Source organism: Massilia sp. GCM10023247, assembly GCF_042653325.1.
Taxonomy (GTDB): Bacteria; Pseudomonadota; Gammaproteobacteria; order Burkholderiales; family Burkholderiaceae_D; genus Telluria.
The window spans coordinates 1-25,027 of the sequence record NZ_JBHSIB010000020.1 but is presented as its reverse complement, the minus strand read 5'-3'; the positions used below and the strand labels follow the sequence as shown (position 1 = coordinate 25,027).

At 66.1% G+C, this 25,027-nt stretch carries 22 protein-coding genes; 13 read left to right on the top strand and 9 right to left on the bottom strand.

Annotated elements, in window-relative coordinates; genetic code table 11:
- The first annotated feature begins 2 nt into the window (after positions 1-2).
- The 3 genes from glcE to ACFPAH_RS15550 all read left to right on the top strand — a co-directional run bounded on the left by glcE (position 3) and on the right by ACFPAH_RS15550 (position 5,479).
- Positions 3-1,061, top strand: coding sequence for a glycolate oxidase subunit GlcE (gene glcE, locus ACFPAH_RS15560; protein WP_379747091.1), 1,059 nt, complete (start codon positions 3-5; stop codon positions 1,059-1,061).
- Positions 1,062-1,064: 3 nt separating this feature from the next.
- Positions 1,065-2,297, top strand: coding sequence for a glycolate oxidase subunit GlcF (gene glcF / locus ACFPAH_RS15555; protein ID WP_379747089.1), 1,233 nt, complete (start codon positions 1,065-1,067; stop codon positions 2,295-2,297).
- A gap of 488 nt (positions 2,298-2,785) precedes the next feature.
- Positions 2,786-5,479: a TonB-dependent receptor plug domain-containing protein gene (locus ACFPAH_RS15550; RefSeq protein WP_379747087.1), complete on the top strand. Its 2,694-nt coding sequence runs from the start codon at positions 2,786-2,788 to the stop codon at positions 5,477-5,479.
- 83 nt (positions 5,480-5,562) lie between these two features.
- On the opposite strand, the gene ACFPAH_RS15545 is transcribed toward ACFPAH_RS15550, so the two are convergent.
- From ACFPAH_RS15545 to ACFPAH_RS15535, 3 genes are all read right to left on the bottom strand, one after another.
- Positions 5,563-7,065: a CitMHS family transporter gene (locus ACFPAH_RS15545; protein WP_379747085.1), complete on the bottom strand. Its 1,503-nt coding sequence runs from the start codon at positions 7,063-7,065 to the stop codon at positions 5,563-5,565.
- Positions 7,066-7,328: 263 nt separating this feature from the next.
- Complete coding sequence (locus ACFPAH_RS15540; protein WP_379747083.1) at positions 7,329-8,819, bottom strand: sensor histidine kinase; 1,491 nt, start codon at positions 8,817-8,819, stop codon at positions 7,329-7,331.
- Positions 8,820-8,832: 13 nt separating this feature from the next.
- Positions 8,833-9,522, bottom strand: a complete 690-nt coding sequence (locus ACFPAH_RS15535; RefSeq protein ID WP_379747081.1) for a response regulator — start codon at positions 9,520-9,522, stop codon at positions 8,833-8,835.
- Between the two features lie 157 nt (positions 9,523-9,679).
- Here ACFPAH_RS15535 and ACFPAH_RS15530 point away from each other — a divergent pair, with 157 nt between their 5' ends.
- From ACFPAH_RS15530 to ACFPAH_RS15510, 5 genes are all read left to right on the top strand, one after another.
- Positions 9,680-10,741 (top strand): porin, encoded by a 1,062-nt coding sequence (locus ACFPAH_RS15530; RefSeq protein WP_379747079.1) that lies wholly within the window; start codon positions 9,680-9,682, stop codon positions 10,739-10,741.
- 54 nt (positions 10,742-10,795) lie between these two features.
- A complete protein-coding gene (locus tag ACFPAH_RS15525; RefSeq protein WP_379747077.1) occupies positions 10,796-11,770 on the top strand; it encodes a tripartite tricarboxylate transporter substrate binding protein in 975 nt (324 codons plus the stop codon).
- A gap of 80 nt (positions 11,771-11,850) precedes the next feature.
- A complete protein-coding gene (locus ACFPAH_RS15520) occupies positions 11,851-12,165 on the top strand; it encodes a hypothetical protein (RefSeq protein WP_379747075.1) in 315 nt (104 codons plus the stop codon).
- A gap of 92 nt (positions 12,166-12,257) precedes the next feature.
- A complete protein-coding gene (locus tag ACFPAH_RS15515; protein ID WP_379747073.1) occupies positions 12,258-12,944 on the top strand; it encodes a pentapeptide repeat-containing protein in 687 nt (228 codons plus the stop codon).
- Positions 12,941-13,342 carry a hypothetical protein gene (locus ACFPAH_RS15510; RefSeq protein WP_379747071.1) on the top strand — a complete coding sequence of 134 codons (402 nt, stop codon included), beginning with the start codon at positions 12,941-12,943 and terminating at the stop codon, positions 13,340-13,342. The genes ACFPAH_RS15515 and ACFPAH_RS15510 overlap by 4 nt, the downstream gene beginning before the upstream one ends.
- On the opposite strand, the gene ACFPAH_RS15505 is transcribed toward ACFPAH_RS15510, so the two are convergent.
- A complete protein-coding gene (locus ACFPAH_RS15505) occupies positions 13,339-13,815 on the bottom strand; it encodes a tetratricopeptide repeat protein (protein ID WP_379747069.1) in 477 nt (158 codons plus the stop codon). The genes ACFPAH_RS15510 and ACFPAH_RS15505 overlap by 4 nt on opposite strands.
- A 264-nt stretch (positions 13,816-14,079) precedes the next feature.
- Between ACFPAH_RS15505 and ACFPAH_RS15500 the strand changes: the two genes are divergently transcribed.
- The 3 genes from ACFPAH_RS15500 to ACFPAH_RS15490 all read left to right on the top strand — a co-directional run bounded on the left by ACFPAH_RS15500 (position 14,080) and on the right by ACFPAH_RS15490 (position 17,371).
- Entirely contained in the window at positions 14,080-14,517 is a 438-nt protein-coding gene (locus ACFPAH_RS15500) for a pilin (protein WP_379747067.1), read from the top strand.
- Positions 14,518-14,728: 211 nt separating this feature from the next.
- Complete coding sequence (locus tag ACFPAH_RS15495; RefSeq protein WP_379747065.1) at positions 14,729-15,124, top strand: hypothetical protein; 396 nt, start codon at positions 14,729-14,731, stop codon at positions 15,122-15,124.
- A 213-nt stretch (positions 15,125-15,337) separates the two neighbouring features.
- Positions 15,338-17,371 carry a glycoside hydrolase family 97 protein gene (locus ACFPAH_RS15490; RefSeq protein ID WP_379747063.1) on the top strand — a complete coding sequence of 678 codons (2,034 nt, stop codon included), beginning with the start codon at positions 15,338-15,340 and terminating at the stop codon, positions 17,369-17,371.
- Positions 17,372-17,432: 61 nt separating this feature from the next.
- Here the strand turns inward: ACFPAH_RS15490 and ACFPAH_RS15485 are convergent, their stop codons facing one another.
- The 5 genes from ACFPAH_RS15485 to ACFPAH_RS15465 all read right to left on the bottom strand — a co-directional run bounded on the left by ACFPAH_RS15485 (position 17,433) and on the right by ACFPAH_RS15465 (position 23,311).
- Positions 17,433-19,136, bottom strand: a complete 1,704-nt coding sequence (locus tag ACFPAH_RS15485) for a methyl-accepting chemotaxis protein (protein WP_379747061.1) — start codon at positions 19,134-19,136, stop codon at positions 17,433-17,435.
- 331 nt (positions 19,137-19,467) lie between these two features.
- Complete coding sequence (locus ACFPAH_RS15480) at positions 19,468-20,418, bottom strand: MerR family transcriptional regulator (protein ID WP_379747059.1); 951 nt, start codon at positions 20,416-20,418, stop codon at positions 19,468-19,470.
- A gap of 103 nt (positions 20,419-20,521) precedes the next feature.
- Entirely contained in the window at positions 20,522-21,004 is a 483-nt protein-coding gene (locus ACFPAH_RS15475; protein ID WP_379747057.1) for a glutathione peroxidase, read from the bottom strand.
- 118 nt (positions 21,005-21,122) lie between these two features.
- Positions 21,123-22,259 carry a PilT/PilU family type 4a pilus ATPase gene (locus ACFPAH_RS15470; RefSeq protein ID WP_379747055.1) on the bottom strand — a complete coding sequence of 379 codons (1,137 nt, stop codon included), beginning with the start codon at positions 22,257-22,259 and terminating at the stop codon, positions 21,123-21,125.
- Positions 22,260-22,267: 8 nt separating this feature from the next.
- Positions 22,268-23,311: a type IV pilus twitching motility protein PilT gene (locus ACFPAH_RS15465; protein WP_379747053.1), complete on the bottom strand. Its 1,044-nt coding sequence runs from the start codon at positions 23,309-23,311 to the stop codon at positions 22,268-22,270.
- 69 nt (positions 23,312-23,380) lie between these two features.
- On the opposite strand from ACFPAH_RS15465, the gene ACFPAH_RS15460 reads away from it, so the two are divergent.
- Complete coding sequence (locus tag ACFPAH_RS15460) at positions 23,381-24,091, top strand: YggS family pyridoxal phosphate-dependent enzyme (RefSeq protein WP_379747051.1); 711 nt, start codon at positions 23,381-23,383, stop codon at positions 24,089-24,091.
- Positions 24,092-24,100: 9 nt separating this feature from the next.
- Complete coding sequence (proC, locus tag ACFPAH_RS15455; protein WP_379747049.1) at positions 24,101-24,910, top strand: pyrroline-5-carboxylate reductase; 810 nt, start codon at positions 24,101-24,103, stop codon at positions 24,908-24,910.
- The last annotated feature ends 117 nt before the right edge of the window (positions 24,911-25,027 follow it).

The window sequence follows — 25,027 nt, the reverse complement described above, 5'->3', positions numbered from 1 at the left end:
CGATGACGATGATTGAACAATTCAGAGAGCAGCTCCTTGCGGCGGCCGCGCACAAGAGGGCGCTGCGCATCCGCGGCGGCGGCACCAAGGACTGGTACGGCGGCGCGCTCGCGGGCGAGATCCTCGACACGCGCGGCCATGCAGGCATCGTCGACTACGAGCCGACCGAGCTGGTGATCACCGCCCGCTGCGGCACCCCGCTGGCCGAGATCGAGGCGGTACTCGCCGAGCGCAAGCAGATGCTGGCCTTCGAGCCGCCGCATTTCGGCTCAGGTGCCACTTTCGGTGGCGCCATCGCTTCGGGACTAGCCGGCCCGCGCCGCGCCAACAGCGGCGGCGTGCGCGACTTCGTGCTGGGCGCCAAGCTGATGGACGGGAAGGGCGAAGTCCTCACTTTCGGCGGCCAGGTCATGAAGAACGTGGCCGGCTACGACGTCTCGCGCCTGCTGGCCGGTTCGCTCGGCACGCTCGGGCTGATGCTGGAAATCTCGGTCAAGGTGTTGCCGCGTGCAGTCGCCGAGACCACGCTGCAGTTCGAGATGAGCGAGATCGACGCGATCCGCAAGCTCAACGAGTGGGGCGGCCAACCCCTGCCGGTGTCGGGCAGCTGCTGGGTCGACGGCGTGCTGGCGCTGCGCCTGTCGGGCGCGCAGGCGGCGGTGGATGCCGCCGTGCGCTCGCTGGGCGGGCAGCCGATGCCGGATGCGGATGCCTTCTGGGCCGGCCTGCGCGAGCAGCGCCACGCGTTCTTCGACGGCGAGGCGCCGGTCTGGCGCCTGTCGCTGCCCGCGACCACGAGCGCCATCGTGCTCGGCGGCGCGCAACTGACGCAGTTGATCGAGTGGGGCGGGGCGCAGCGCTGGCTGCGCGCGGGCGTCGATGCCGCCGACCGCATCCGCCGCACGGCCAGCGCCGCCGGCGGGCACGCCACGCTGTTTCGCGGCGGCGACAAGGCCATCGGGGTGTTCCAGCCGCTGGCGCCACCGGTGGCGCGCATCCACGAGCGCCTGAAGGCGGCTTTCGATCCGTCGCACATTTTCAATCCGGGACGGATGTACTAGACCATGCAAACCAACCTCGCCGATTTCATCAAGGGCACGCCGGACGGCGATGAGGCCGAAGCGATCCTGCGCGCCTGCGTGCATTGCGGCTTCTGCACCGCCACCTGTCCCACTTACCAGCTGCTCGGCGACGAGCTCGACGGCCCGCGCGGGCGCATCTACCTGATCAAGCAGGTGCTCGAAGGCGTCGAACCGACCCGCAAGACCCAGCTGCACCTGGACCGCTGCCTGACCTGCCGCAACTGCGAATCGACCTGCCCCTCGGGCGTGAAGTACGGGCGCCTGGCCGACATCGGCCGCCGCGTCGTCGAGGAGCGGGTGCCGCGCCCGGCGGCAGACCGGATCAAGCGCACCACCTTGAAGGAGCTCCTGCCGCGCGGCGCGCTGTTCAAGCCGGCGTTCGGGCTGGGGGCTGCGCTGCGTCCCTTGCTCCCGAAAGGGCTGCAGGACAAGCTGCAGCCGGCGCGCGACCCCGGCCGCTGGCCGGCGCGCACCCATGCGCGCAAGATGCTGGTGCTCGACGGCTGCGTGCAGCCCGCGATGGGCCCCAACATCAATGCCGCCACCGCCCGCGTGCTCGACGCCTTCGGGGTGCAGCTGGTGCGCGCACCACAAGCCGGCTGCTGCGGCGCCGTGCGCTATCACCTGAACGACCAGGACGCCGGCCTGGCCGACATGCGGCGCAACATCGACGCCTGGTGGCCCTATGTCGAGCAGGTGGAAGCGATCGTCATGACGGCATCGGGCTGCGGCGTCACGGTCAAGGAATACGGCCACCTGCTGGCGCACGATCCGGAGTATGCGGCCAAGGCCGGGCGCATTGCGATGCTGACGCGCGACCTGTCGGAAATCATGCCCGAGTTCGAAGAAGCGCTGGCCGAGCGGCTGCGCGGCAAGATCATGCAACGGGTCGCCTTCCACCCGCCGTGCACCCTGCAGCATGGCCAGCAAATCCGCGGCAAGGTCGAAGGCGTGCTGCGCGCGGCCGGCGTGGACGTGACGCTGTGCGCCGACAGCCACCTGTGCTGCGGCTCGGCCGGCACGTATTCCGTGCTGCACCCGGAGATCGCGCACGAACTGCGCGACCGCAAGCTGGCGAATCTAGAAGCTACCGGCGCCAGCGAGATCGTGTCGGCCAACATCGGCTGCATGACCCACCTGCAGTCGGGCACCAGGACCCCGGTGAGCCACTGGATCGAGTTGCTCGACCAGGCGTTGGCACGCGCGCCCGCCTGAGCCTCCCACAATCGAACGCCCGCCATGCGCGCCGGCGTGCATGGCAGCCGCATGCCCGGCGCAGGCGGCGCCGGGTTAGTTGCGTGGAATGCAAACATTCTATAAATGCAAGTAAAAAGGTAGGCTCATGCTCTTGCCGACGGTGCCCGTTCTGACCGAATGTGAACTGATCAATTACGAGGACACGTGATAATTTGTGTTTTTTTCGCGACGTTCGTCAATTAAATTAACAATTTTGTGCCAATCCAGTGAGAAAGTTGCGCAAAGTCCTTTTCCGGCAACCAATGTTGTGTAAAAGTATTTGTTCGTATTTATCCGCATCGTCACCAGCACAATGCGTCAGTAAAGCGATATAAAAAATACACTTACTATCCGGAGTCGTTTTGAAGCACAAAAGTACTTTTGAAAAGAGCAGCATCGCGCTCGCAGTGGCCCTGGCCTTCCCAACTCTGGCGGTAGCACAACAGGCCATCGAACCGACGACGCCAATGGCGCGTGTCGAAGTCACCGGCAGCAGCATCAAGCGCACCGCTGCGGAAGCAGCCGGCTCGGTTCAGGTCCTGACCCGCGACGACATCGAAAAGACCGGCCAGACGACGGCACTCGGCATTCTCACCAGCGCAGCCTCGGTCGACACCAGCATCAACTCGGCCACTGCCAGCTCGGGCAGCTTCGCAACCGGTGCTTCGGGCGTCAGCATGCGCGGCCTGGGCAAGGTCTCGACCCTGGTGCTGGTCAATGGCCGCCGCATCGCCCAGTACGGCCTGTCCGACGGCGCGCAGCAAAACTTCACCAACCTCGACGCCATCGCCAGCGACGCGATCGAACGCATCGAGATCCTGAAGGACGGCGCATCGGCCATCTATGGTTCGGACGCCGTTGCCGGTGTGGTCAACATCATCCTGCGCAAGGACTTCCAGGGCGCCAAGGTACGCACCCACTACGCCGAATCGCAGCATTTCAAGCAAGACCGCAACCGTAACGTGTCGGCGATCGTCGGCTACGGCGATATCGACCAGCAGGGCTTCAACACCTACATCACCGCCGAAGCCTACAAGCGCGACGGTTACAGCAGCGGCGACCTGCGCGAGCATTACCCTGACTGGCACCGCCGTACGCCGGGCCGCTCGACCTGGGACGCGAAAAGCATGTACTCGCCGACCGGCAACTACTACCGCAGCGCCACCAACATCGTCGCCGCGCCAGGCTGCCCGGCCGAGGATATCGATCCGACCGACAAGCTGTGCAAGTTCGACGTGCTGCCGTACACCGGCCTGACGACCAACAACAAGCGTCACGCGATCGCCAGCAACACCCACTTCCGCATCGGCAAGGACATCGACGCCAACCTGGAAATCACCACGGCCGGCGCCACCAGCGACTACATCGTGGCGCCGTTCGCGCTGCAGCCGACCTCGTCTTCCAGCATCTGGTACAACGTCCGCGAAGGCAAGATGGTGGGCCCGTTCTTCTATCCGAAGCTGCCGGTCGGCCACCCGAACAATCCTTACAGCACGGCGACCGAGTTCCGCACCCGCCTGATGGATACCGGCAACGGTTTCAACTTCAACCGCACCGAGTCCGACCAGTCGCGCGTCATGCTGGCCCTGACCGGCACCGTCGGTAACTTCGACTGGCGTTCGGCCGCCGGCTGGATGAAGTCGTCGGCAACGAAGGCCACCCGCAACGCCGCCGCTGCCGGCTACACCAACGCGATCGTCAACGGCACTTACAAGTTCGGCCAGCAGAACGATCCGGCATTGCTCGATTCGATGTTCCCGGTGCGTACCACCGAAGGCGAAGCCGACATCAAGTTCTTCGACGCGACCATTTCGGGTACCGTCATGCAACTGCCGGCCGGCCCGCTGAATGTCGCAGTCGGCACCGACATCCGCAGCAACGGCTACTGGATGAAGAGCTCGGAAAACGTGCTGCGCGGCGAACTGATCGGCGTGTTCGGCCTGCAGGTCGACGACCGCGTCAACCAGTACGCCGTGTTCACCGAGGCGACCATTCCTGTCGTCAAAAACGTCGAACTGAGCGCCGCACTGCGTGCCGACAAGAGCGACAATGCCGACGCCCACCTGTCGCCGAAGCTCGGCCTGCGCTACAACGTCACCGACAAGCTGCTGCTGCGCGCCACCGCCTCGGGCGGCTTCCGCGCACCGAACATCGTCGAATCCGGTAACGGCCTGGGCCGCAGCTCGGTCGCGACCGGCGTCAACGACCCGCGCCGCTGCCCGATCGCCAACCAGCTCAACGCGCTGGTACAGAACGCGGCGGGCGCAACGAGCGCGGACAAGTCGCTGGCCAACTCCTTCCGCAACACGGAATGCTCGGCCAACCTGCCTAGCTTCGTGTCGTCGAACCCGGACCTCGAGCCGGAAACCTCGCGCTCGTTCACGGCGGGCATGGTGTTCGAACCGGTCAAGAACTGGACGACCGCGATCGACTACTACTTCATCGAGCGCCGTAACGAGATCGGCACCCGTTCGACGGTCGACATCCTGAAGGGCGAAGCCAACCTGCCGGCCGGCCAGCTGGTTCGTGTCGACAACACCACTGCCGACAACGAGTTCCTGTCGCTGGTGCGCAAGTATGCGCCGAACAACACCATCAACTACGGTGGCGTCGGCCAGCTGGGCCTGGTGTACAACCCGTACGTCAACAGCGGCCGCACCCGTGTCTCGGGCCTCGACTTCGATGCATCGGGCCGCTTCAAGGTGGCTGGCACCGACGTCCGTCTGAAACTGGACGGCACCTACGTGCTGAAGTACCAGAACTTCAGCGTGGCCAACAACGCCTACGATCCGAACATCGTCGGCACCTGGGACTTCGGTTCGCGCATGTCGATCAAGGCGCGCGCCTACGTGAAGAAGGGTGACTTCGACCACGGCATCACCTGGAACTACGCCAGCGGCTACACCAACAACAGCATCTCGTCGCCGACCTACTGCGTGACCCAGAAAGTCGCCGCGGCGGACATGGCCGATTGCCAACGCGTCGACCGCAACACCACCGTCGACTACAGCCTGGCTTACTCGGGCATTCGTAACGTGAAGCTGAACCTGTACGTGACCAACCTGTTCGCCGAAGATCGTCCGATCGAATGGCGCGACGGCTGGAATACAAGCTACCCGCAATTCCGCCGCTTCGGCGTCGCTGCCAGCTACACGTTCTGATCGAACGCGTGACTTAGCATGAAAAAGACCAGGCCTCGGCCTGGTCTTTTTTTATGGCGGAACCGTTTGCGCGGCCGTCCCGGTCAGATCCGCCCGACCAGCGGAATCACGCCGACGACCACCGCCGCCGCCAGCATTACCAGCGAGGCCGTGATCGACCACGCCAGGGTGTAGCGCTGGTGGTCGCCGAACTCGATCTTGGCCATGCCGACCAGCAGGTAGGTCGAGGCCACGAGCGGGCTGAGCAGGTGAACGGGCTGGCCGATCAGCGAGGCGCGGCCGATTTCGGCGGCGCTGATGCCGTACACGGCCGCCGCCTTGGCGAGGATCGGCACCACGCCGAAATAAAAGGCGTCGTTGGAAATGAAGAAGGTGAACGGAATGCTGAGCAGGCCGGTGACGATCGCCAGGTACGGCCCCATCCAGGCCGGGACGGCGGCGATCACGCTGGTGGCGATCGCATCGACCATGTTCGTGCCTTGCAGGATGCCGACAAAGATCCCGGCCGCAAAAATCAGCGACACGACCGGCAGCACGTTCGGCGCATGCGAGGCGAGCCGTTCCTTCTGCTCTTCCAGTCCCGGGTAGTTGATCATCAGGGCGATCGCAAAGAAGATCATGAACAGCACCGGCAAGGGCAGGGCGCCGAGCACCAGCAAGACCATCAGCGCCGCGGTCAACAGGGCGTTCACCCAGATCAGGCGGGGACGCGCGCAGCCGGGGGCGGACGCGGTCACGTCCGGTTCGCTGTCCCCGGCCGCGCTTGGCGCCAGGCCGGCCGGCTGGCCGTCCGCGCCGGCGCTGCGGCCCTGGACCAGGCCGACCTGCGCCGGCTGGGCGGCGCCAGCATGGGACACCCACTGGCCGGTGGTGCCGTTCTTTTCGCCGGCGACGGCCAGGTCGAGGTGCACCGGCTGCAGCACGCTGACATTCGCCGGACGCCGGGCACGGGTGCGCTCGTCCAACTGCAGCATCCCGACGCGCTCGCGCTCCTTCTTGCCCAGCATGTAGGCGACGAACAGCACCCAGGCGGCGGCCACGGCCATCGGCAGGATCATCGGCACGAACAGCTCGCTCACGTCGACCCCCAGGGCGCTGGCGGCACGCGCGGTCGGCCCGCCCCAGGGCAGGACGTTGAAGACACCGCCGGCCAGCATGATCACGCAGGCCATCACCAGCCGGCTCATGCCGAGGCGGGTGTAGAGCGGCAGCATGGCCGACACCGTGATCATGTAGGCCGTGGCGCCATCGCCGTCGAGCGAGACGAACATCGCCAGCGCCGCGGTGCCGACCACGATTTTCATCGGGTCGCCGCGCACCACCTGCACGATCCTGCGGATGACGGGGTCGAACAGGCCGGCATCGATCATGACGCCGAAGTACAGGATCGCGAACATCAGCATGACGCCGGTCGGGGCCAGTTTCTTGATGCCATCGAGCATCATCGTCCCCAGCTCGGGGCCGAAGCCGCCGATCAGGCCAAAGGCAATGGGCACGACGATCAGGGCGATCAGGGCGGACAGGCGCTTGGTCATGATCAGGAACATGAACACGACGATCATCGAATAGGCCAGGGCGGTTAACATCTTGATTCTCCTCACAGGTGCGTGCCTGCTTCATAGGGAGCAGGACAGCGGGACTGGTTGTTTATGTGGGCGCGCGGCGCGCGGTAGGCGCCGCTCAGGCCGGCAGGCTGGGCGTGGGCCGGGCCTTGGCGGAATCAGGCGGGGAAAGCGCTGCCGGGATGGCACGCGCGGTAGGTAGCTGTTTCATGCGGGTCTCCGGTTGGCGGCATTGTGGTCTGCCTTGTTTGCGCCAACTATATGCGGGCCCGGCTTTCAGTTTGCTTTCAGCGCGCGGGTGCGCCGGCAGGGGCGGTGTCGGGCGCGGGCTGGCGGGCGCCGGCCGGCACCGCTCCCGATGCGGGGAACAGCACGCCGACCTGCAGGCCGCGGCCGTCCGCGCCACGGCCCAGCGCCAGGGTGGCGCCGTGCATGTCCGCGATGTCGCGCACGATGGCCAGTCCGAGGCCGGTGCCGCCGGGATTGGCTTCGAGCGTAGCCTGGGCCCGGTAGAAGGGCATGAATACCTTGTCGTGTTCGCCCGGCGCGATGCCGGGGCCGCTGTCGGCCACCTCCAGCAAGACGCCCGCCGCCTGGCGCCGGACCCGCAGCTGCACGCTGCCGCCCGGCGGCGTGTAGCGGATCGCGTTGTCGGCCAGGTTCGACACCAGCTCGTGCAGCAGCAACTCCTGTCCTTGCACGGTCGTGTCGATCCCGTCCTCTACCTCGAGAGCCAGGTCGATCCCTTTTTGCACCGCCGGCACGGCCAGCTCCAGCCCGACCTGGCGCGCCAACGCCGCCAGCGACACCGGCGCCTGCAGGGCGAGGGCGCCGCCGCCGTGTTCGATGCGCGCCAGCGTCAGCAGGCGATTGGCCAGGTGGATGGCGGAATCGGTGGTGCCGGCGAGCGAGCGCACGATCGCGCGCATGGCCGCCGGGTCGTCCTCGCGCAGGGCCAGCTCGGCTTGCGTCTTGAGCACCGTGAGCGGGGTGCGCAACTGGTGCGAGGCGTCGGCGATGAAGCGCCGCTGGCTGGCGACCAGGTCCTGCATGCGCGCCATGGCGCCGTTCATCGCCGTCACCAAAGGCCGCACTTCCTTGTGCACCAGCGCCGGATCGACGTCCGACAGGTCGGACAGCGCGCGCGTCTCGACCTCGTTCTTCAGGCGCATCAAGGGACGCAATACCAGGCGCACCGCGAACCACACCAGGGTCGCCACCGCCAGCACCAGCAAGGCCTGGCGCAGCAGGGTGTCGACCAGGATGCGCCGCGACAGCGCATGGCGGGCGTCGAGCGTCTCGCCGACCTGGATCAGGGCGATGCCGCGGATCGTGTCGCCGAACACCGGCTGCAGCAGGGCCGCGATGCGCACCGGCTCGCCGTTGTAGTCGGCGTGGTAGAAGCGCACCAGGGCCGGATACAGGTCCGAGCGCGGCACGTGCTTCGGCACGGGCGGCAGGTCGCCGTAGCCGGACACGGTTTCTCCCTGCAGTCCCGTCACCTTGTAATAGATGCGGCCCAGGGTATCGGTCTCGAAGCTGTCGAGGGCGACGTAGGGCACGTCCGCCGTCACCTTGCCGTCGCGCACCGACACGCGCTCGGCCAGCGCCCGCGTGGACGCGAGCAGCGAACGGTCGTAGGCGATGTCGGCCGCCTCCAGCGCGTCGCGGTACAGCGAGATCGCGTTGAGCGCGACGAGGGCCACGAGCGGCAGGATCAGCCAGCGCAGCAGTTGATTGCGCAGGCTGCCTGGGGGCTTGGGAGGGCGCGGAGTCATGGCGGCGCCGGCCTCAGGCCGGGCGCTCCTGCAGCAGGTAGCCGATCCCGCGCAGGGTGACGATGGCGGTGCCGCCGGCGGGGCAGCGCTCGAGCTTCTTGCGGATGCGGTGGATGTACAGCTCGATGGCGTCGAGGTTGGCGTCGTCGTCGAGCGCGAACACTTCGTCGAACAGCTTTTCCTTCGACAGCGCGCGGCCCGGGCGCGCGATCAGCGCTTCGAGCACGGCGTGTTCGCGCGGGGTCAGGGCCAGCGGCTCGCCGCAGTAATGGAACATGCGCGAGATCGTGTCGAAGCTGAGTTCGCCGCAGCGATGGGTCAGGGCTTCGTTGCCGCTGCGCCGGCGCAGCAGCGCCTTGACGCGGGCCTCGAGTTCGGCCAGCTCGAAGGGTTTGGCGAGGTAGTCGTCGGCGCCCAGGTTCAATCCCTGCACCTTTTCGTCGAGGCCGCCGCGCGCGGTGAGGATCAGCACCGGCGTGCCGCCGCGCGCGCCGCCGCGGGCGCGCAGGCGGCGCAGCACGTCCAGGCCATCCATCTTCGGCAGCGTCAGGTCCAGGATCACCAGCGCATAGTCCTGGGTGTGCAGCAGGGCGTCGGCGTCGGCGCCGGTGGCCGCGCATTCGACGGTGAGCCTGGCGTCGCGCAAGGCCTTGGATACCCAGTGCGACAGCTCGACGTGGTCTTCGACTAACAAGATTCTCATCGCGCCAGTGTAAGCGCAAAGCCGCCGCCGCGGAAAGGCAGGCCGCCATGTGCACCGGGCCGCCACGATTGTCGAGTGAAAGCTGATTGAAAGGCGGGCGCGCATATAGTTGGCGCCGATAACCGCACACCACACGAAAACACCGATCGGAGACACCATGAAGCAGTCGGCCCTCGCGCTTGCCGTCCTGGCAACGCTTTCCCTGAATAATTCCGCCCATGCCCAGAGCGGCGTCCAGGTCTATGGCCTGGTCGACGCCGGCGTCGAACTGGTGAACCATGCCGGTCCCGATGGCGGCAACCTGGTGCAGGTGGTCTCGGGCGGCAAGAACACGTCGCGCTGGGGCCTGCGCGGCAGCGAAGACCTGGGCGGCGGCCTGAAGGCCGTGTTCAACCTCGAAGGCGGCATCCTGATGGATAGCGGGGAATCGGACGGCCCGCTCTTCAAGCGCCAGGCCAACGTCGGCCTCGAGGGCAGCTTCGGCCGCGTGATCGTCGGGCGTTCCTTCACCACCACCTACGACCTGCTGATCAAGTTCGACCCGATGGGCTTTGCCCCGAACTACTCCTGGGCCACCAGCGGCGGCGCCACCGGACCGTCGAAATACGGCATGACGACCTCGTTCGACAACCTGGTCAAGTACACCGGGCGCAGCGGCAACTTCACCTACGGGGCCTCGGCCGGCCTGGGCGAACAGGCCGGCAACACGGCCGAGGGGCGCAAGCTGGCGCTCGGCGCTGCCTGGTCCGCGAACGGCGTCGGCCTGATGGCCGCGCACGAACAGGTCAACGGCAACACGGTGGCCGCCACCGGCCAGCGCAGCAAGACCACCGCGTCGCACCTGGCTGCCAGCTACGAAACCGGCCCCTGGCGCTACCAGGCGGGCCTGCGCAGCTACAAGCTCGCGGCCGGCGCGGCGGCGACGCCCGACCTGCGCGGCGATACCTTCTGGGGCGGGGTCACCTGGGCGGCGGACAAGCTGACCCTGACCGGCGCCGTCTACCACATCAATACCAAGCACCTGCCGGCCGCGGCGGACGCCGATCCGACCATGCTCGTGGCGCGCGCGATGGTTTCGCTGTCCAAGCGCACCACGCTCTACCTGTCGGCGGCCCATGCGCGGGCCGACAACGGCCAGCTGGTCGGGCTGTCGCGCGACGACCCCGGTTTCGGCAGCACGCAGACCGGCGTCACGGCCGGCATCCAGCACCGCTTTTGAGCCCGCTTCTAAGCTCCGGCCGCGCTACCGGCCGCGACGGGCTATGATGACGCCGTGAACCTACTGCGCCCCCTCCTGCTGCCGCTGCTGGCCGCGGCCTGCCTGCCTGTCGTCGCCGCGCGCCAGGCCGGCCCCGAATGCCTGGTCCCGTCCAAGCCGGGCGGGGCGATGGACGTCACCTGCAAGCTGGCGCGCCAGGCCCTGCACGACATGCCCGGCGCGCCCGACCTGAAGCTCGCTTACCTGCCGGGCGGGGTCGGCGCGGTCGCCTGGCACACGCTGGTGTCGCAACGGCGCAGCGAACCGAATACCCTGGTGGCGTTTTCCGGCGGCTCGGTCCTGAACCTGGCGCGCGGCAAATTCGGCAAGGCCAGGGTCGGCGACGTGCGCTGGGTCGCGGCATTCGGCACCGACTACGGCATGATCGCCGTGCGCGCCGATTCGCCTTACCGCACGCTGGGCGACCTGGTCAAGGCCATGCGGCTCGATCCGCAGCGCGTCCTGATCGGCATGTCGGGCACCATCGGCAGCCAGGACTGGATGAAGATGGCGCTGCTGGTCAGCAAGGCAGGCATCGATCCGCGCAAGATGCGCTTCGTCGCGCTCGAAGGCGGCGGCGAGCAGGCCGTCGCGATGGAGGCCGGCCACGTCCAGGCGATCTCGGGCGACGCTTCCGAAGCCCTGCTGTACGCCGGCCCCGGCAAGGTAAGGGTGCTGGCGGTGCTGTCCGAACGGCGCCTGCCCGGCATCCTGGCCGGGGTGCCGACCGCCCGCGAGCAGGGCTACGATGTCGTCTGGCCGGTGATCCGCGGCGTCTGGATGGGCCCGGACGTGCCGGAGGCCGACTACCGGCGCTGGGTGGCGGCGTTTGCCCGCATCGAGGCGACGCCGGAATTCGCGCAGATGCGCGCGCAGGCCGGGCTGTACCCGTTTTCGCTCACCGGCGACGCGCTCACCGGCTACATCCGGCAAGCCGTCGCCGACTACAACCGCCGAGCCGTGCAGTTCAACCTGGTGCGCGAGCGCTAGGGGGCTGGCCAAACCCATGCGCGGCGCCGCCCGCGCTCGTGATAGCATCCGTTTCCATCCCGAGTTCAACAGAGCAAGCAATGAGTTTTGTATTCCGCCTCGTGCGCGAAGAGGGCGGCGACGCGCCCGTCATCGTCTTCGAGGATTCGACCAGCCCCGGTTTCGTCCCCTTGTGGGAAGAGGTCGGCGTTTACGATTCGCTCTATAACAGCGACGGCAAGCCGGCGCGCGAAGTCTCGCGCAGCATTGCCTACGGCCTCGATCGCGTCAGCCAGGAGGCGTCGCTGGCGCGCCTGATCCCCGCCTCGCTGTCGCAAGGCGAGGCGATCCGCTTCCTGGAAGACGTCAACCGCGCCTGCGTCATCCACGGCACGGCGCACATCGAGACGCGCTGACACCGTTCCTCTAGAGTCCCGCTTCAAAGGGGGATGTGCCGGACCGCCGGCGCGTGTATCCTGTGCGGCCGAGTCGTCTCCATCGAGCTTGCATGTCACGTTACACCATCACCCTCGCCAGCGAAACGGTCGACCGTTCGCGCGTCGAACAACTGCTGTCCCAGGATGTCCTGTTGGTCTTCGAGGACTGCGATTTCTCTGGCGCCGACCTCTCGCGCCTGAATTTGCAGGAAGCCGTGTTTCGCAACTGTGTCCTGGCCGAGACCTCGTTCTATGCCGCCACGCTCGCGCGTACCCGCTGGCAGCGCTGCCGGGCAGGGCATGCCGATTTCGAGTCGAGCGACCTGGTCGACGCGCACTTCGCATCGTCCGACCTGAACAACACCAGCTGGCGCCGCGCCAAGCTGGCCTCGTGTTCTTTTCGCAGCTGCAAGCTGACCGGCGCCGCCTTCGAGGAAGTCAGCTACCTCGGCCTGTCCTTCGAGGACAGCCTGCTCATCGGCGCCGACCTGCGCCGCATGTCGTTCCGGAAGATGACCTTGAACGGCCTGGATTTCGCCGATGCCGACCTGTCCGGCTGCGATTTCCGCGAAGCCGTGTTCGCCGGCGGCAGCCTGCGCGACGCCCATATCAAGGACACCCGCTTCGACGGCGCCGACCTGCGCGAAGCGGATCTCGGCGGCCTGAAACTCGTCAACGCCAAATTGTTCGCGGGCGCGACCATCTCGCGGCGCCAGGCGGCCGAGCTGGTGCGGGCGATGGGCCTGAACGTCGGATGAAGGCCGTGCGGGAATTGGCGCGCTTCCGGAGCCGGCGCTTCGTCCCGATCCTGCCCGAGGCCTGCCAGCTCGCGCCGAAAACCTATGGCGCCGAGCTGGCCTTCTGGCTGGCGGGGAAGCTGGCGCTGCAGGGCATCGCGACCGGCTATCCGGCCCCCGGAGAGCGCTGCTGGCTGCTGCGCTGGGAGGCGCAGCCAGGCGCCGTGTTCCAGGTCGTGTGCGTCAATTGCGAGGGCAGCAAGGAGCACTGGCGCGTTGCGCTGGTGCGGGACGACGGTGCCGGCGGCGCGTCCTTCGACGCGGCGCAGCCCCTGGTGAATGCGATCCGCTTCGTGCTGCATGCCGCGGTGCCGCGCGGTGAGCTCGCGTGGTGCGGCGAAGCGGGACCCGGGGTCTAGGCAGGGCTGAGGGCCAGCTTGTCGCGTACGGCCTGCATATGGTCCTGGGCGATGACGCTGCCATGGACGGCGGCCCGGGCCAGCCACATCAAACCCAGGTTTTCGTCCTGCGGGACGCCCTTGCCGTCGATGTGGCAAAGGCTCAGGTAGTACATCGCATTCGCGTACTCCTTCTTGACCGCCAGCTCGAGCCAGTACAGCGCACTCTTCGTCTTGTCCGCTGCCAGGAACAGCAGCGCCAGGTCGGTCTGCGCTTCGGGGTCGCCCGCGTCCGCCGCCTTGACCAGCGCGATGTCGTCCTCGTCGAGGGCAAGGCAGAGATGGGGCTGGATCGACTCGACATCCACCATCGACCTGCCGTTCACTCCGGGCTCGAGCTTGCGCTTGACCGAACCCTCGGCAATCCTGCGCCGGAACGTACTCTCGCTCCATTCCGTCAAACTGATGGCGGCACCAACACTAATAAATTCCAACTGCGGCTCCTTGCGAGTGCGGACTGACTCCGACACGGTTGATACCCCTGGCGCTGGCGCCAACATCCTGCTGACACCCCATTTCAGGGTGCCAAGCTGCGGTGAAACCCCGTTTGCGGCGCCAAATCCGGCCTGGCGGGCCCGTTGGCCCATCCAAATCCACGAAAATCGGGTCGTTTCGGGCTGGCACGGTCATTGCTGTATAGAAACACGTAAGGCACACACAAGTCTGCATGAACACTCACCTAAACTGACGGAGCTATTATGAAATTTTCCCAATACAAAGCACAAGCACAGAAGGGCTTCACCCTGATCGAACTGATGATCGTGGTTGCCATCATTGGTATTCTGGCATCGATTGCTCTGCCGGCCTACTCGAAGTACATGGACAAGTCGAAGTACGCTGAAGTCGTCGCTTCGACCTCGGCTGTGAAGATCGCTGTCGACATGTGTGCGCAGGATCTGGGCACCGTGACCGGCTGCGATGGCGGCGAGCATGGCATTCCTGAAAATATCGCAGCTGGCAGCCCGAAAGCCTACGCCGATTCCGTGACGACCTTAAACGGCGTCATCACTGCAGCCCCTAAAGCCTACGGCGGCGTGGTCGCAACCGATACGTACATCCTGACCCCGACCTATGCCAATGGCGCCGTGACCTGGGCTACGAGCGGTGACGCCGTCACCAAAGGCCTGGCCAAGTAATACGATCCCACCTCCACCTTGGTGGAGGGACCGGAAAAACCCGCACACCGTGCGGGTTTTTTCATTGGAACAGGCGTTGCCTTACTTGTAAGCAATTGCCAGCGATGTAAGAAATTGTTAAATCGGTCAACAGCTTCCGTAACCGCCCCGTTATCGGTTCAGTGACATATGCAATGTGCACTGAGACGACAACTAACCGAGGAGCTGCACCATGAAAAAAATCACTGCCACCCTGATCGCCGGCCTGTTCGCTACCACCGCATTCGCCCAAGTGCCGGATTCGCCTGTCGCGAAAACGACTGTCGAAACCAAGGATGCGAACACCGCGGTTCTGGTGGACACCAAGGAAGCCAGGACTGACCTGAAGGCCACGACCAAGGAAGCCCAAAAGGCAGCCACGGCCGATGCCAAAGGCAAGGTAGTCGCCAAGACCGACACCAAGGATGCCAAGGCTGCCGTGAAGGCCGATGCCAAGGATGCCAAGGCCGAGCTGAAAGCCGATGCGAAGGATGCCAAGGCCGAGCTGAAGGCCGATGCCAAAGTGGGCACCGAAGCCCATCCGGAAAACCACGGCGCCCACGTCTCGGCGACCGCCCAGACCAAGTAAGCCTTTCCAGCATCAACGAAGCCCGCGTCATCGCGGGCTTTTTTTTTCGCCCGGCGGCGGCGGCGGCGCTGGGCTTGGCCAGGCCAGGGCAGGCATAAGCGAGCAACTTTGGTAGTGGAGTTACAGTTTTTGGCTTATGATTCCCTTCACTTATCCGAACAATACGTAGTTTTGCTACCTCAAACAGGTGGCGAGAGGAGACCACCGTTGAGCATGTATCGCACCGCCGCCGTCCTGGCCGCTTCCCTGACGCTCTGCCTGAATGCGTGGGCACAACAACGCATTGCCGGTGCTAGCTCTCCCGGCCAGCTTATCGACGTCGAGGTGCAGGTCGACGGCGCCGGCAAGCTCGGTTACGCGGTCAAGCGGCGCGGCAAGGAGGTGATCGGCCTGTCGCGCCTGGGCTTCAACCTGGCCAACGCGCCCCGGCTCGACGGCGGTTTCAGCCTGCAGCGGCAGGCCGTGAGCGAGCACGATTCGACCTGGGAGCAGCCTTGGGGCGAGCGCCAGTTCGTGCGCAACCGCTACCGCGAGCTGCGCGTCGAGCTCGAGCAGAAGAAGCATGCCGGCCGCAAGCTCGCGCTCGTGTTCCGTATCTACGACGACGGCGTCGGCTTCCGCTACGAATTCCCGGCCCAGTCCCAGCTCCAGACGGTCGAGATCCTCGACGAGCTGACCGAATTCACGGTCGCGCAACCCGCCACCGCATGGTGGATTCCGGCCGGCGAGCTGCCGGGGCTGGAAGAAGAGATCCGCAAGGCGCCGCTCGCCGAGATCGGCATCGCCAACACCCCGCTGACCCTGCGCCTGGCGGACGGCACCCACATCGCCTTCCACGAAGCGGCCCTGGTCGACTATGCCTCGATGTGGCTGCGCAAGGTGGACGGGCAGAAGCTGCGCGCGATGCTGGCGCCGTCTTCCTACGGCCCGGCGGTGGTGCGCAGCGGGGCGTTTACCACGCCCTGGCGCACGATGCAGATCGCCGACGATGCGGCTGGCCTGTACATGTCCGACCTCGTGCTCAACCTGAACGAGCCGAACAAGCTGGGCGACGTCTCCTGGGTCAAGCCGTCGAAATTCGTGGGCGTCTGGTGGGAGATGCACCTGCAGCAAGGCACCTGGAACGCGGGGCCGAAGCATGCGGCCAACACGGCCAATACCAGGCGTTACATCGACTTCGCCGCCAGGAACGGTTTCCGCGGCGTGCTGGTCGAGGGCTGGAACCTGGGCTGGGAAAGCGACTGGGGCCACGGCGGCGCCGACTTCAGCTTCACCCGATCCTATCCTGACTTCGACCTGCCTGGCCTGGCGGCCTACGCCAAGTCGAAAGGCGTGCGCCTGGTCGGCCACCACGAGACCGGCGCCAACCTGCCGGCCTACGAACGGCAGATGGACGCGGCCTACCGGCTCTATGCCAAACACGGCGTCGACAGCGTCAAGTCGGGCTATGTGCACGAGGCGGGCGGCATGCAGTTTACGGGGCGCGACGGCAAGCCGCGCTACGGCCACTACGATTCGCAGGACGGCGTGCGCCACTTCCAGAAAGCCGTGACCGAGGCGGCGAAATACCGGATCGCCATCGACACCCACGAACCGGTCAAGGACACCGGCCTGCGCCGCACCTGGCCGAACTGGCTGACGCGCGAAGGCGCGCGCGGCGTCGAGTACAACGCCTGGGGCAACCCGCCCAACAGCGTCGACCACGAGGCAAAACTGGTGTTTACGCGCATGCTCAGCGGGCCGATGGATTACACGCCCGGCGTCCTGAGCCTGGTCGGCGCCGACGGCAAGGTCTTCAATTCGACCCAGGCCAAGCAGCTGGCCAACTTCGTCGTGATCTATTCGCCGCTGGTGATGGCGGCCGACCTGCCGGAGAACTACGAGAAGTACCCGGCCGCCTTCAAGTTCATCCGCGACGTGCCGACCGACTGGGCCGATACGCGCGTGATCAACGGGGCGGTGGGCGAGTACGCGACCATCGCGCGCAAGGAGCGGGGCGGGCAGGACTGGTATGTGGGCGCCGTCACCGACGGCCAGGCGCGCACGCTGGCGCTGCCGCTCGCCTTCCTCGACCCCGGCAAGACCTACATGGCCGAGATTTACCGCGACGGCGACCGCGCCGACTACCGCAGCGAGCGGCGCTTCGACCTGGTCGTCGAGCAGCGCAGGGTGACGGCCGGGGATACCTTGCAATTGCGCCTGGCGCCGGGCGGCGGGCAGGCGATCCGCTTCACGCCGCAGCGCTGAAGGGCAGGGCGGTTCCCGCCCGTCGTGTGTTTTCGCCAGGTTCCGCCCGCGCCGGGCCGCCTTAGAACGATTCCTCGCCGGCCTCGGCGGGCGCTGCGTGGCGGGCAGCCTGGCGCGCCGGGGCCGCCAGGCGCGCGCCCGGGCGCGGCGCCGGCGCCGCTTTCGCCGCCGGACGCGCGGGCGCGCCGGCCGTTACGTCTAGCGCAGCGTCGAGCTTGAACACGGCCACGATTTCGGCCAGTTTCGCCGCCTGTTCCTGCATCGCCTCGGCCGCCGCGGCCGCTTCCTCGACCAGCGAGGCGTTCTGTTGCGTGACCTCGTCCATCTGGCTGATGGCCGTGTTGATCTGCTCGATGCCCGAGGTCTGTTCCTGGCTGGCGGCCGTGATCTCGCCCATGATGTCGGTGACGTTGCGTACGCTGGCGACGATTTCTCCCATGGTCGTGCCGGCATGGTCGACCAGCTTCGCGCCGGCGTCGACCTTGGCCACCGAATCGTCGATCAGCGACTTGATTTCCTTGGCCGCCGCGGCCGAACGCTGGGCCAGGGTGCGCACTTCGGAGGCGACGACGGCAAAGCCGCGTCCCTGTTCGCCGGCGCGCGCCGCTTCCACGGCGGCGTTCAGCGCCAGGATATTGGTCTGGAAGGCGATGCCGTCGATCACGCCGATGATGTCGACGATCTTCTTCGACGAGTCGTTGATCGAGGCCATCGTGTCGACCACTTGCGACACCACCGTGCCGCCGCGTTCGGCCACCTGCGAGGCCGAGGAGGCCAGCTGGTTGGCCTGGCGCGCATTGTCGGCGTTCTGCTTGACGGTCGAGGTCAGTTCTTCCATCGAGGAGGCGGTTTCTTCCAGCGAGCTGGCCTGCTCTTCGGTGCGCGACGACAGGTCGAGGTTGCCGCTGGCGATCTGGCTCGAGGCCGAGGCGATCGTGTCGGTACCGCTGCGCACCTGGCCGACGATGCGCGCCAGGCTGTCCCGCATGGTCTTCATGGCGAACAGCATGCTGTTGCTGTCGCCCGGGCGCAGGTCGACGGCCACCGTCAGGTCGCCGGCGGCGATACGGCCGGCGACGGCGCTCGCATAGGCAGGCTCGCCGCCGAGCTGGCGGGTCAGGCTGCGGGTCAGGAGCACGCCCAGCCCGAGGCCGGCCGCAGCGCCGCCCAGCACCAGCAACAGCATCATCGTGCGGCTCGCATGGTAGGCAGCGCTGGCGGCGGCGACCGCTTCTGCGGCATTTTGTTCCTTCAGCCGGGCCAGGTCGGTCATGCGCACATCGGCCGCGTTGGCGACCGGTACCACAGTCGCGAACAGGTACTCGACCGAGGCGCGGTTTTGCTGCAGCGGCTCGGCCAGCGCGCGCTTGGTCGCCTCCATGATGGCGGCGTCGTAGACGCGCACCCGCTGGTCGACTTCGGCAAACAGCTGCTTGCCCTTTTCCAGGTGGAACAGCGGGCGCGCCTTGTCGAGGTTGGCCTTGAGCTGGGCGCGCGCCTCGTCGACCTTGGCGACGGCCGCCTTGCGGTCCTCGTCGGTCGACGCCAACAGGACGTTGCGGATGGCGCGTCCCATGTAGATCAGGTCGATGTTGGCTTCCTTGATGTAGGAAATGCCGAGCAGTTCTTTCTGGTAGATGTCGTCGTTCCTGGCGTCCATGCGCGACATGTTGACGATGCCGATCCCGGCCACGATGGCGCCGAGCGCCGACAGGATCAGGAACGCGGCGATCAGGCGGGTGCCGACCTTCATTTGATTAAACATGGGATGTTTCCAAAGTTGCAGTAGTGGGAGCGATCAGGCAGCGAGGCGCTGGATTTCCTGCACGTTCAGGATGTCGACGCCGTATTCCTGTCCTGAAAATGCACGATATCAGTGCATTTCACTAGTACCAATAGGAAACAAATGTTGACTGGATGTAGTTAAGCTCGGGTTTGTCGTGTTTGTGCAGCACAAACCGGGCGAAGCCGTGCCCGGCCAGGCAATTTCGCACTGTTTGTTTAATACGATCATCATGTAAGACAAGTCCTACAAAATAGCGCAGATTGTTACATTTGCGCAACGCGAGCTTGGCTCTTGGCCAGAACCGGGTGGATCAGCGTCCGGCCTCGTCCTTTTCCGCGCTGACGGACGCACGCCAAGCCAGCAGCGCCGGCTCGATCGCTGCGAGCGTCCGAAACACCTGTACTCCTGCACCGAGCAGGGCGGCGTCGGGTACACCGTCGCCGCCGACCCACAGCATCGCCTCGGGCGGCAGGGCCGCGCGCAGCGCCGTCACCATGCGCACCACGCTCTTGCGCGGAAAATAGGAGCTGAACGACAAGGCCACGATGTCCGCCCCGGTCTCCCGGGCGGCTGCCGCAACCTCCAGCGGCGGCACCTCGCTGCCGAGTTGTATGCATTCCACTTCGAGGGTGGCCAGCACCGCTTCGACCATCAGGATGCCGATCACGTGCGTTTCGCCGGTCAGGGTGGCCAGCAGGACACGCGGCCCGCGCCGGCTGGCGGCCCTTACCTCGGCCTGCCTGGCATGCAGGATCGAGGTCGCCAGTTGCGAATACAGGTGTTCGCAGCGCGTCGGCAGCTCGCCGCGCCCCCAGGCCGCCCCGACCGCATTCGACAGCGGCGCCAGGAACTCGATCACGAAGCGGCGCAGGCCCAGGTCCAGCAGCCGGTAATGGAAATGGCCGTGCAGTTCGCCGAGACGGTATTGGCGCAGCATGTCAAGGATGGCCTGGTAGGGACCGGCCCCGGCGTCCGGAGACGCGGCCGGCGCCGGGGCATCGGACGGGCCCGGCGTGCTCGCGTCCGAGAAAATCTTGCTGGGACGGACACCCTGGTCGAGGAGACGGCGCGCCGCCTGCAGGCGCTCCACCTGGCTGAGCGGGTAGACGCGGTCGCCGTGCCTGTCGCGCAAGGGTTGGGGAAAACCATAGCGTTTTTCCCACATGCGCAGCGTGGCCTGGCGGATCCCGGTCTGCCGCTCGACTTCGGTGATGGAGAGGTGTTCTTCCGTGATGGAAGGTGCATCGTTTTGCGGGTTCACGCCTGCCTTGCCTGCTGTTGTAAATGGACAGGTGCCAGCTTACTCTAAGGTAAATACGGCGGGGAGGCTGCGCGCCGCAACACAGGCTGCGCGGGCAGGCCGCTCAGGACGCCAGCAGCCTGTCGATGTCGCCGGCGATCTGTTCGGGCCTGGTCTGCGGCGCATAGCGTTTGCGTACCTCGCCGTCGCGGTCGACAAGGAATTTGGTGAAGTTCCACTTGATGCGCTGCGTGCCGAGTACGCCGGGCGCGGCGCGCTTGAGGTGCCGGAACAGCGGATGGGCCTGCGGGCCGTTGACCTCGACCTTGGCGAACAGCGGGAAGCTCACGCCGAAGTTCTTTTCGCAAAACGCGCCGATCTGCGCCGCGTCGCCCGGTTCCTGCTTGCCGAACTGGTTGCAGGGAAAGCCGAGCACCTCGACGCCGCGCTCGCGGAACTGGCGGTAGACCTGTTCCAGGCCCGCATACTGCGGCGTGAAGCCGCATTCGGACGCCGTGTTCACGATGAGCAGGACCTTGCCGCGGTAGCGCGACAGGTCGATCGGGGTGCCGTCGAGGGCAAGCGCCTGGAAGTCGAAAACGTTCATGCGGACATGATACCGTAGGGTGGACGGCTTGCCGTCCACGCGTTCAGCCTATATCCGGTCATTCGCGAGGCATCGAACAGGCGTTGAACGCGTGGACGGCGAAGCCGTCCACCCTACCTCAAACGAGTCCGAGGTGCTCGGTGCCGCTGGAGAAATCGCGGTTCTTCGCGTGCTTGCTGCCCAGCTTAATGGTGAGGCGCAGGTCGTTCACGGAATCGGCATTGCGCAGCGCGTCTTCGTAGGAAATCTTGTCGGCCTCGTAGAGGTCGAACAGGGCCTGGTCGAAGGTCTGCATGCCCAGTTCGCGCGACTTCTTCATGATCTCCTTGATCTCGTGCACTTCTCCCTTGAAGACGAGGTCCGAGATCAGCGGCGAGTTGAGCATGATTTCCATCGCCACCACGCGGCCCTTGTCTTCCTTCTTCGGGATCAGGCGCTGCGAGACCAGGCCGCGCAGGTTCAGCGACAGGTCCATCAACAGCTGCTGGCGGCGCTCTTCGGGGAAGAAGTTGATGATGCGGTCCAGGGCCTGGTTGGCGCTGTTCGCGTGCAGGGTGGCCAGGCACAGGTGGCCGGTTTCGGCGAAGGCGATGGCGTGTTCCATCGTCTCGCGGTCGCGGATTTCGCCGATCTGGATCACGTCCGGCGCCTGGCGCAGGGAGTTCTTCAGGGCCGACTCGAAACTGTCGGTGTCGACGCCCACTTCGCGCTGGGTGATGATGCAGTTCTTGTGCGGGTGGACGAATTCGACCGGGTCCTCGATGGTGATGATGTGGCCGTAGCTGTTCTCGTTGCGGTAGCCGACCATCGCGGCCAGCGTCGTCGACTTGCCCGAACCGGTGGCGCCGACCATCACGACCAGCCCGCGCTTGGACATGATCACGTCCTTCAGCACGGGCGGCAGGTCGAGGTCCTCGAACTTCGGGATCTTGGTCGTGATCGTGCGCAGCACCATGCCGACGCTGCTCATCTGGACGAACGCGGAGACGCGGAAGCGTCCCAGGTCGCCCGGGCTGATCGCGAAGTTCGCTTCGCGGGTCAATTCGAAGCCGGCGGTCTGCTTGTCGTTCATGATCGAACGCGCGAGATCGGCGGTGTGGCTTGCCGTGAGCGGCTGGTTCGAGACCGGCGTCATCTTGCCGTCGATCTTGATCGCCGGCGGGAAGCCGGCGGTGATGAAGAGGTCCGAGCCGCCCTTGCTGACCATCAGGCGCAGCAGGTCGAACATGAACTTGGATGCCTGGTCGCGTTCCATTTTTATCCTTAACCAGGGAAGTTTTCGGGGATCTTCGCGGCTGAACGAGCGGCGGCGCTGGAGATGACGTTGCGGCGAACCAGGTCGGTCAGGTTCTGGTCCAGCGTCTGCATGCCGACGTTGCTGCCGGTCTGGATGCTCGAGTACATTTGCGCGATCTTCGCTTCGCGGATCAGGTTGCGGATGGCCGGGGTGCCGATCATGATCTCGTGCGCCGCCACGCGGCCGGCTCCGTCCTTGGTCTTGAGCAGGGTCTGCGAAATCACGGCCTGCAGGGATTCCGACAGCATCGCCCGCACCATTTCCTTTTCCTCGGCCGGGAAGACGTCGACGATACGGTCGATGGTCTTCGCCGCCGACGAGGTGTGCAGGGTGCCGAACACGAGGTGGCCGGTTTCGGCCGCGGACAGGGCCAGGCGGATGGTCTCGAGGTCGCGCAGTTCGCCGACCAGGATCGCGTCCGGGTCTTCGCGCAGCGCCGAACGCAGCGAATTGCTGAACGAGAGCGTGTGCGGACCGACTTCGCGCTGGTTGATCAGGCACTTCTTCGACTCGTGGACAAATTCGATCGGGTCCTCGATGGTCAGGATGTGGCCGTACTCGGTCTCGTTCAGGTGGTTGATCATGGCCGCCAGCGTGGTCGACTTGCCGGAGCCGGTCGGGCCGGTGACCAGCACCAGGCCGCGCGGCTTCAAGGCCAGGTCGGCGAAGATCTTCGGCGCGTTCAAGTCTTCCAGCGTCAGGATTTTCGACGGAATCGTGCGCAGCACGGCGGCCGCGCCGCGCTCCTGGTTGAAGGCGTTGACACGGAAACGGGCCAGGCCCGGGATCGCGAACGAGAAATCGCATTCGAGCATTTCCTCGTACTGCTTGCGCTGGCCGTCGTTCATGATGTCGTACACCATCGCGTGCACGTCCTTGTGCTCGAGCGGCGGCAGGTTGATGCGGCGTACGTCGCCATGCACGCGGATCATCGGCGGCAGGCCGGCCGAGAGGTGCAGGTCGGAAGCTTTGTTCTTTACCGAGAAGGCAAGTAGTTCTGAGATGTCCATTTATAATCCCTGTGCCGTGAAGGGGTGCAGCTACTCGTATCATCTCGAATATTGCCCATAGAAAAGATTATGTCCACAATCGCTGCTAACTTGCAAGCTGTCGAAGCGACAATCAACGCTGCCTTGACCAGCGCCGGCAGGCCCCGGTCGAGCGTCCAGCTGCTTGCCGTCTCCAAGACCTTCCCGGCAGAAGCCGTGCTGGAGGCCATTGCCGCCGGCCAGCGCGCCTTCGGCGAAAACTATGTGCAGGAAGGCGTCGAAAAGATCGCCGACGTGGCGCGCGCGCAACCGGCGCCGGCAGACGCGCCCATCGAATGGCATTTCATCGGCCCGATCCAGAGCAACAAGACGCGCCCGATCGCCACCAGCTTCGCCTGGGTGCACACGGTCGAGCGCCTGAAAATCGCCCAGCGCCTGTCCGAGCAGCGCCCGCCCGAGATGGGCCCCCTGAACATCTGCCTGCAAGTCAACATCAGCGGCGAGGCCACCAAGAGCGGGGCCAGGCCGGACGAACTGCCGGAGCTGGCGCGCCAGGTGGCCGCGTTGCCGAACCTGCGCCTGCGTGGGCTGATGGCCATTCCCGAGGCCCAGGCCGACCCGGCCTTGCAGCGCGCCGCGTTCGCGAAACTGCGCGGGCTTGCCGAAGACCTACGCGCGTACGGCCTGGCGCTCGACACGCTGTCGATGGGCATGTCGGGAGACATGCAGGCCGCCATCCTCGAGGGCGCAACCATCGTGCGCGTGGGTAGCGCCATCTTTGGCGAACGCAATTATGACTAGGGATACGCAATGAACATCGCATTCATCGGCGGCGGCAACATGGCCACCGCCTTGATCGCCGGGCTGGCCAAACAGCCGGAAAACCGTTTCCACGTGGTGGACCCGAACCCGGAGGCGCTGGCACGCCTGGCCGCGGACTATGGCGCCGGCACCGCGACGGCGATCGACGCCGAACTGGCGAGCGCCGACGTCATCGTGCTGGCCGTGAAGCCGCAGCAGATGCGCGAGGTCGCGGCAGCGCTGGCGCCGCATGTGGGCCCGCAGCTGGTGCTCTCGATCGCTGCCGGCATCCGTGGCGCCGACCTGTCGCGCTGGCTGGGCGGCCATGGCGCCATCGTGCGCGCGATGCCGAACACCCCGGCCCTGATCCGGCAGGGCATCACCGGCATGGTGGCCTTGCCCGGCGTGAGCGAAGGCCAGCGCGCGGCCGCCGACGCGGTGCTGCGCGCGGTCGGCCAGACCGTGTGGCTGGAGGACGAAGCGCTGATCGATCCCGTGACGGCGGTCTCGGGCAGCGGCCCGGCCTATGTGTTCTACTTCCTCGAAGCGATGCAGGCGGCGGCCAGCGAAATGGGCCTGGACGCGGAGCAGGGCAAGCAGCTGGCGCTGGCGACGTTCGCCGGTGCAACCGAGCTGGCGGCGCAGTCAGGCGAGCCGCTTGAACTGCTGCGCCAGCGCGTTACCTCGAAAGGCGGCACGACGCATGCGGCGATCTCCAGCATGGAAGCGGCGGGGGTGAAGGCGGCGATCGTCGAGGCGATGAAGGCGGCCGCGGCGCGTGGGCGCGAATTGGGGGATGAGTTGGGGCGCGACGAGTAAGCTGTATATCGACTTGCGTGGGGCCGGAACCGCGTGGGCTCGAGAGTGTTCAGCACAGGGACATAGGTAACACCTGGCTAGGGACATAGGTAACACATGTGGTTTCATTCTAGCCGG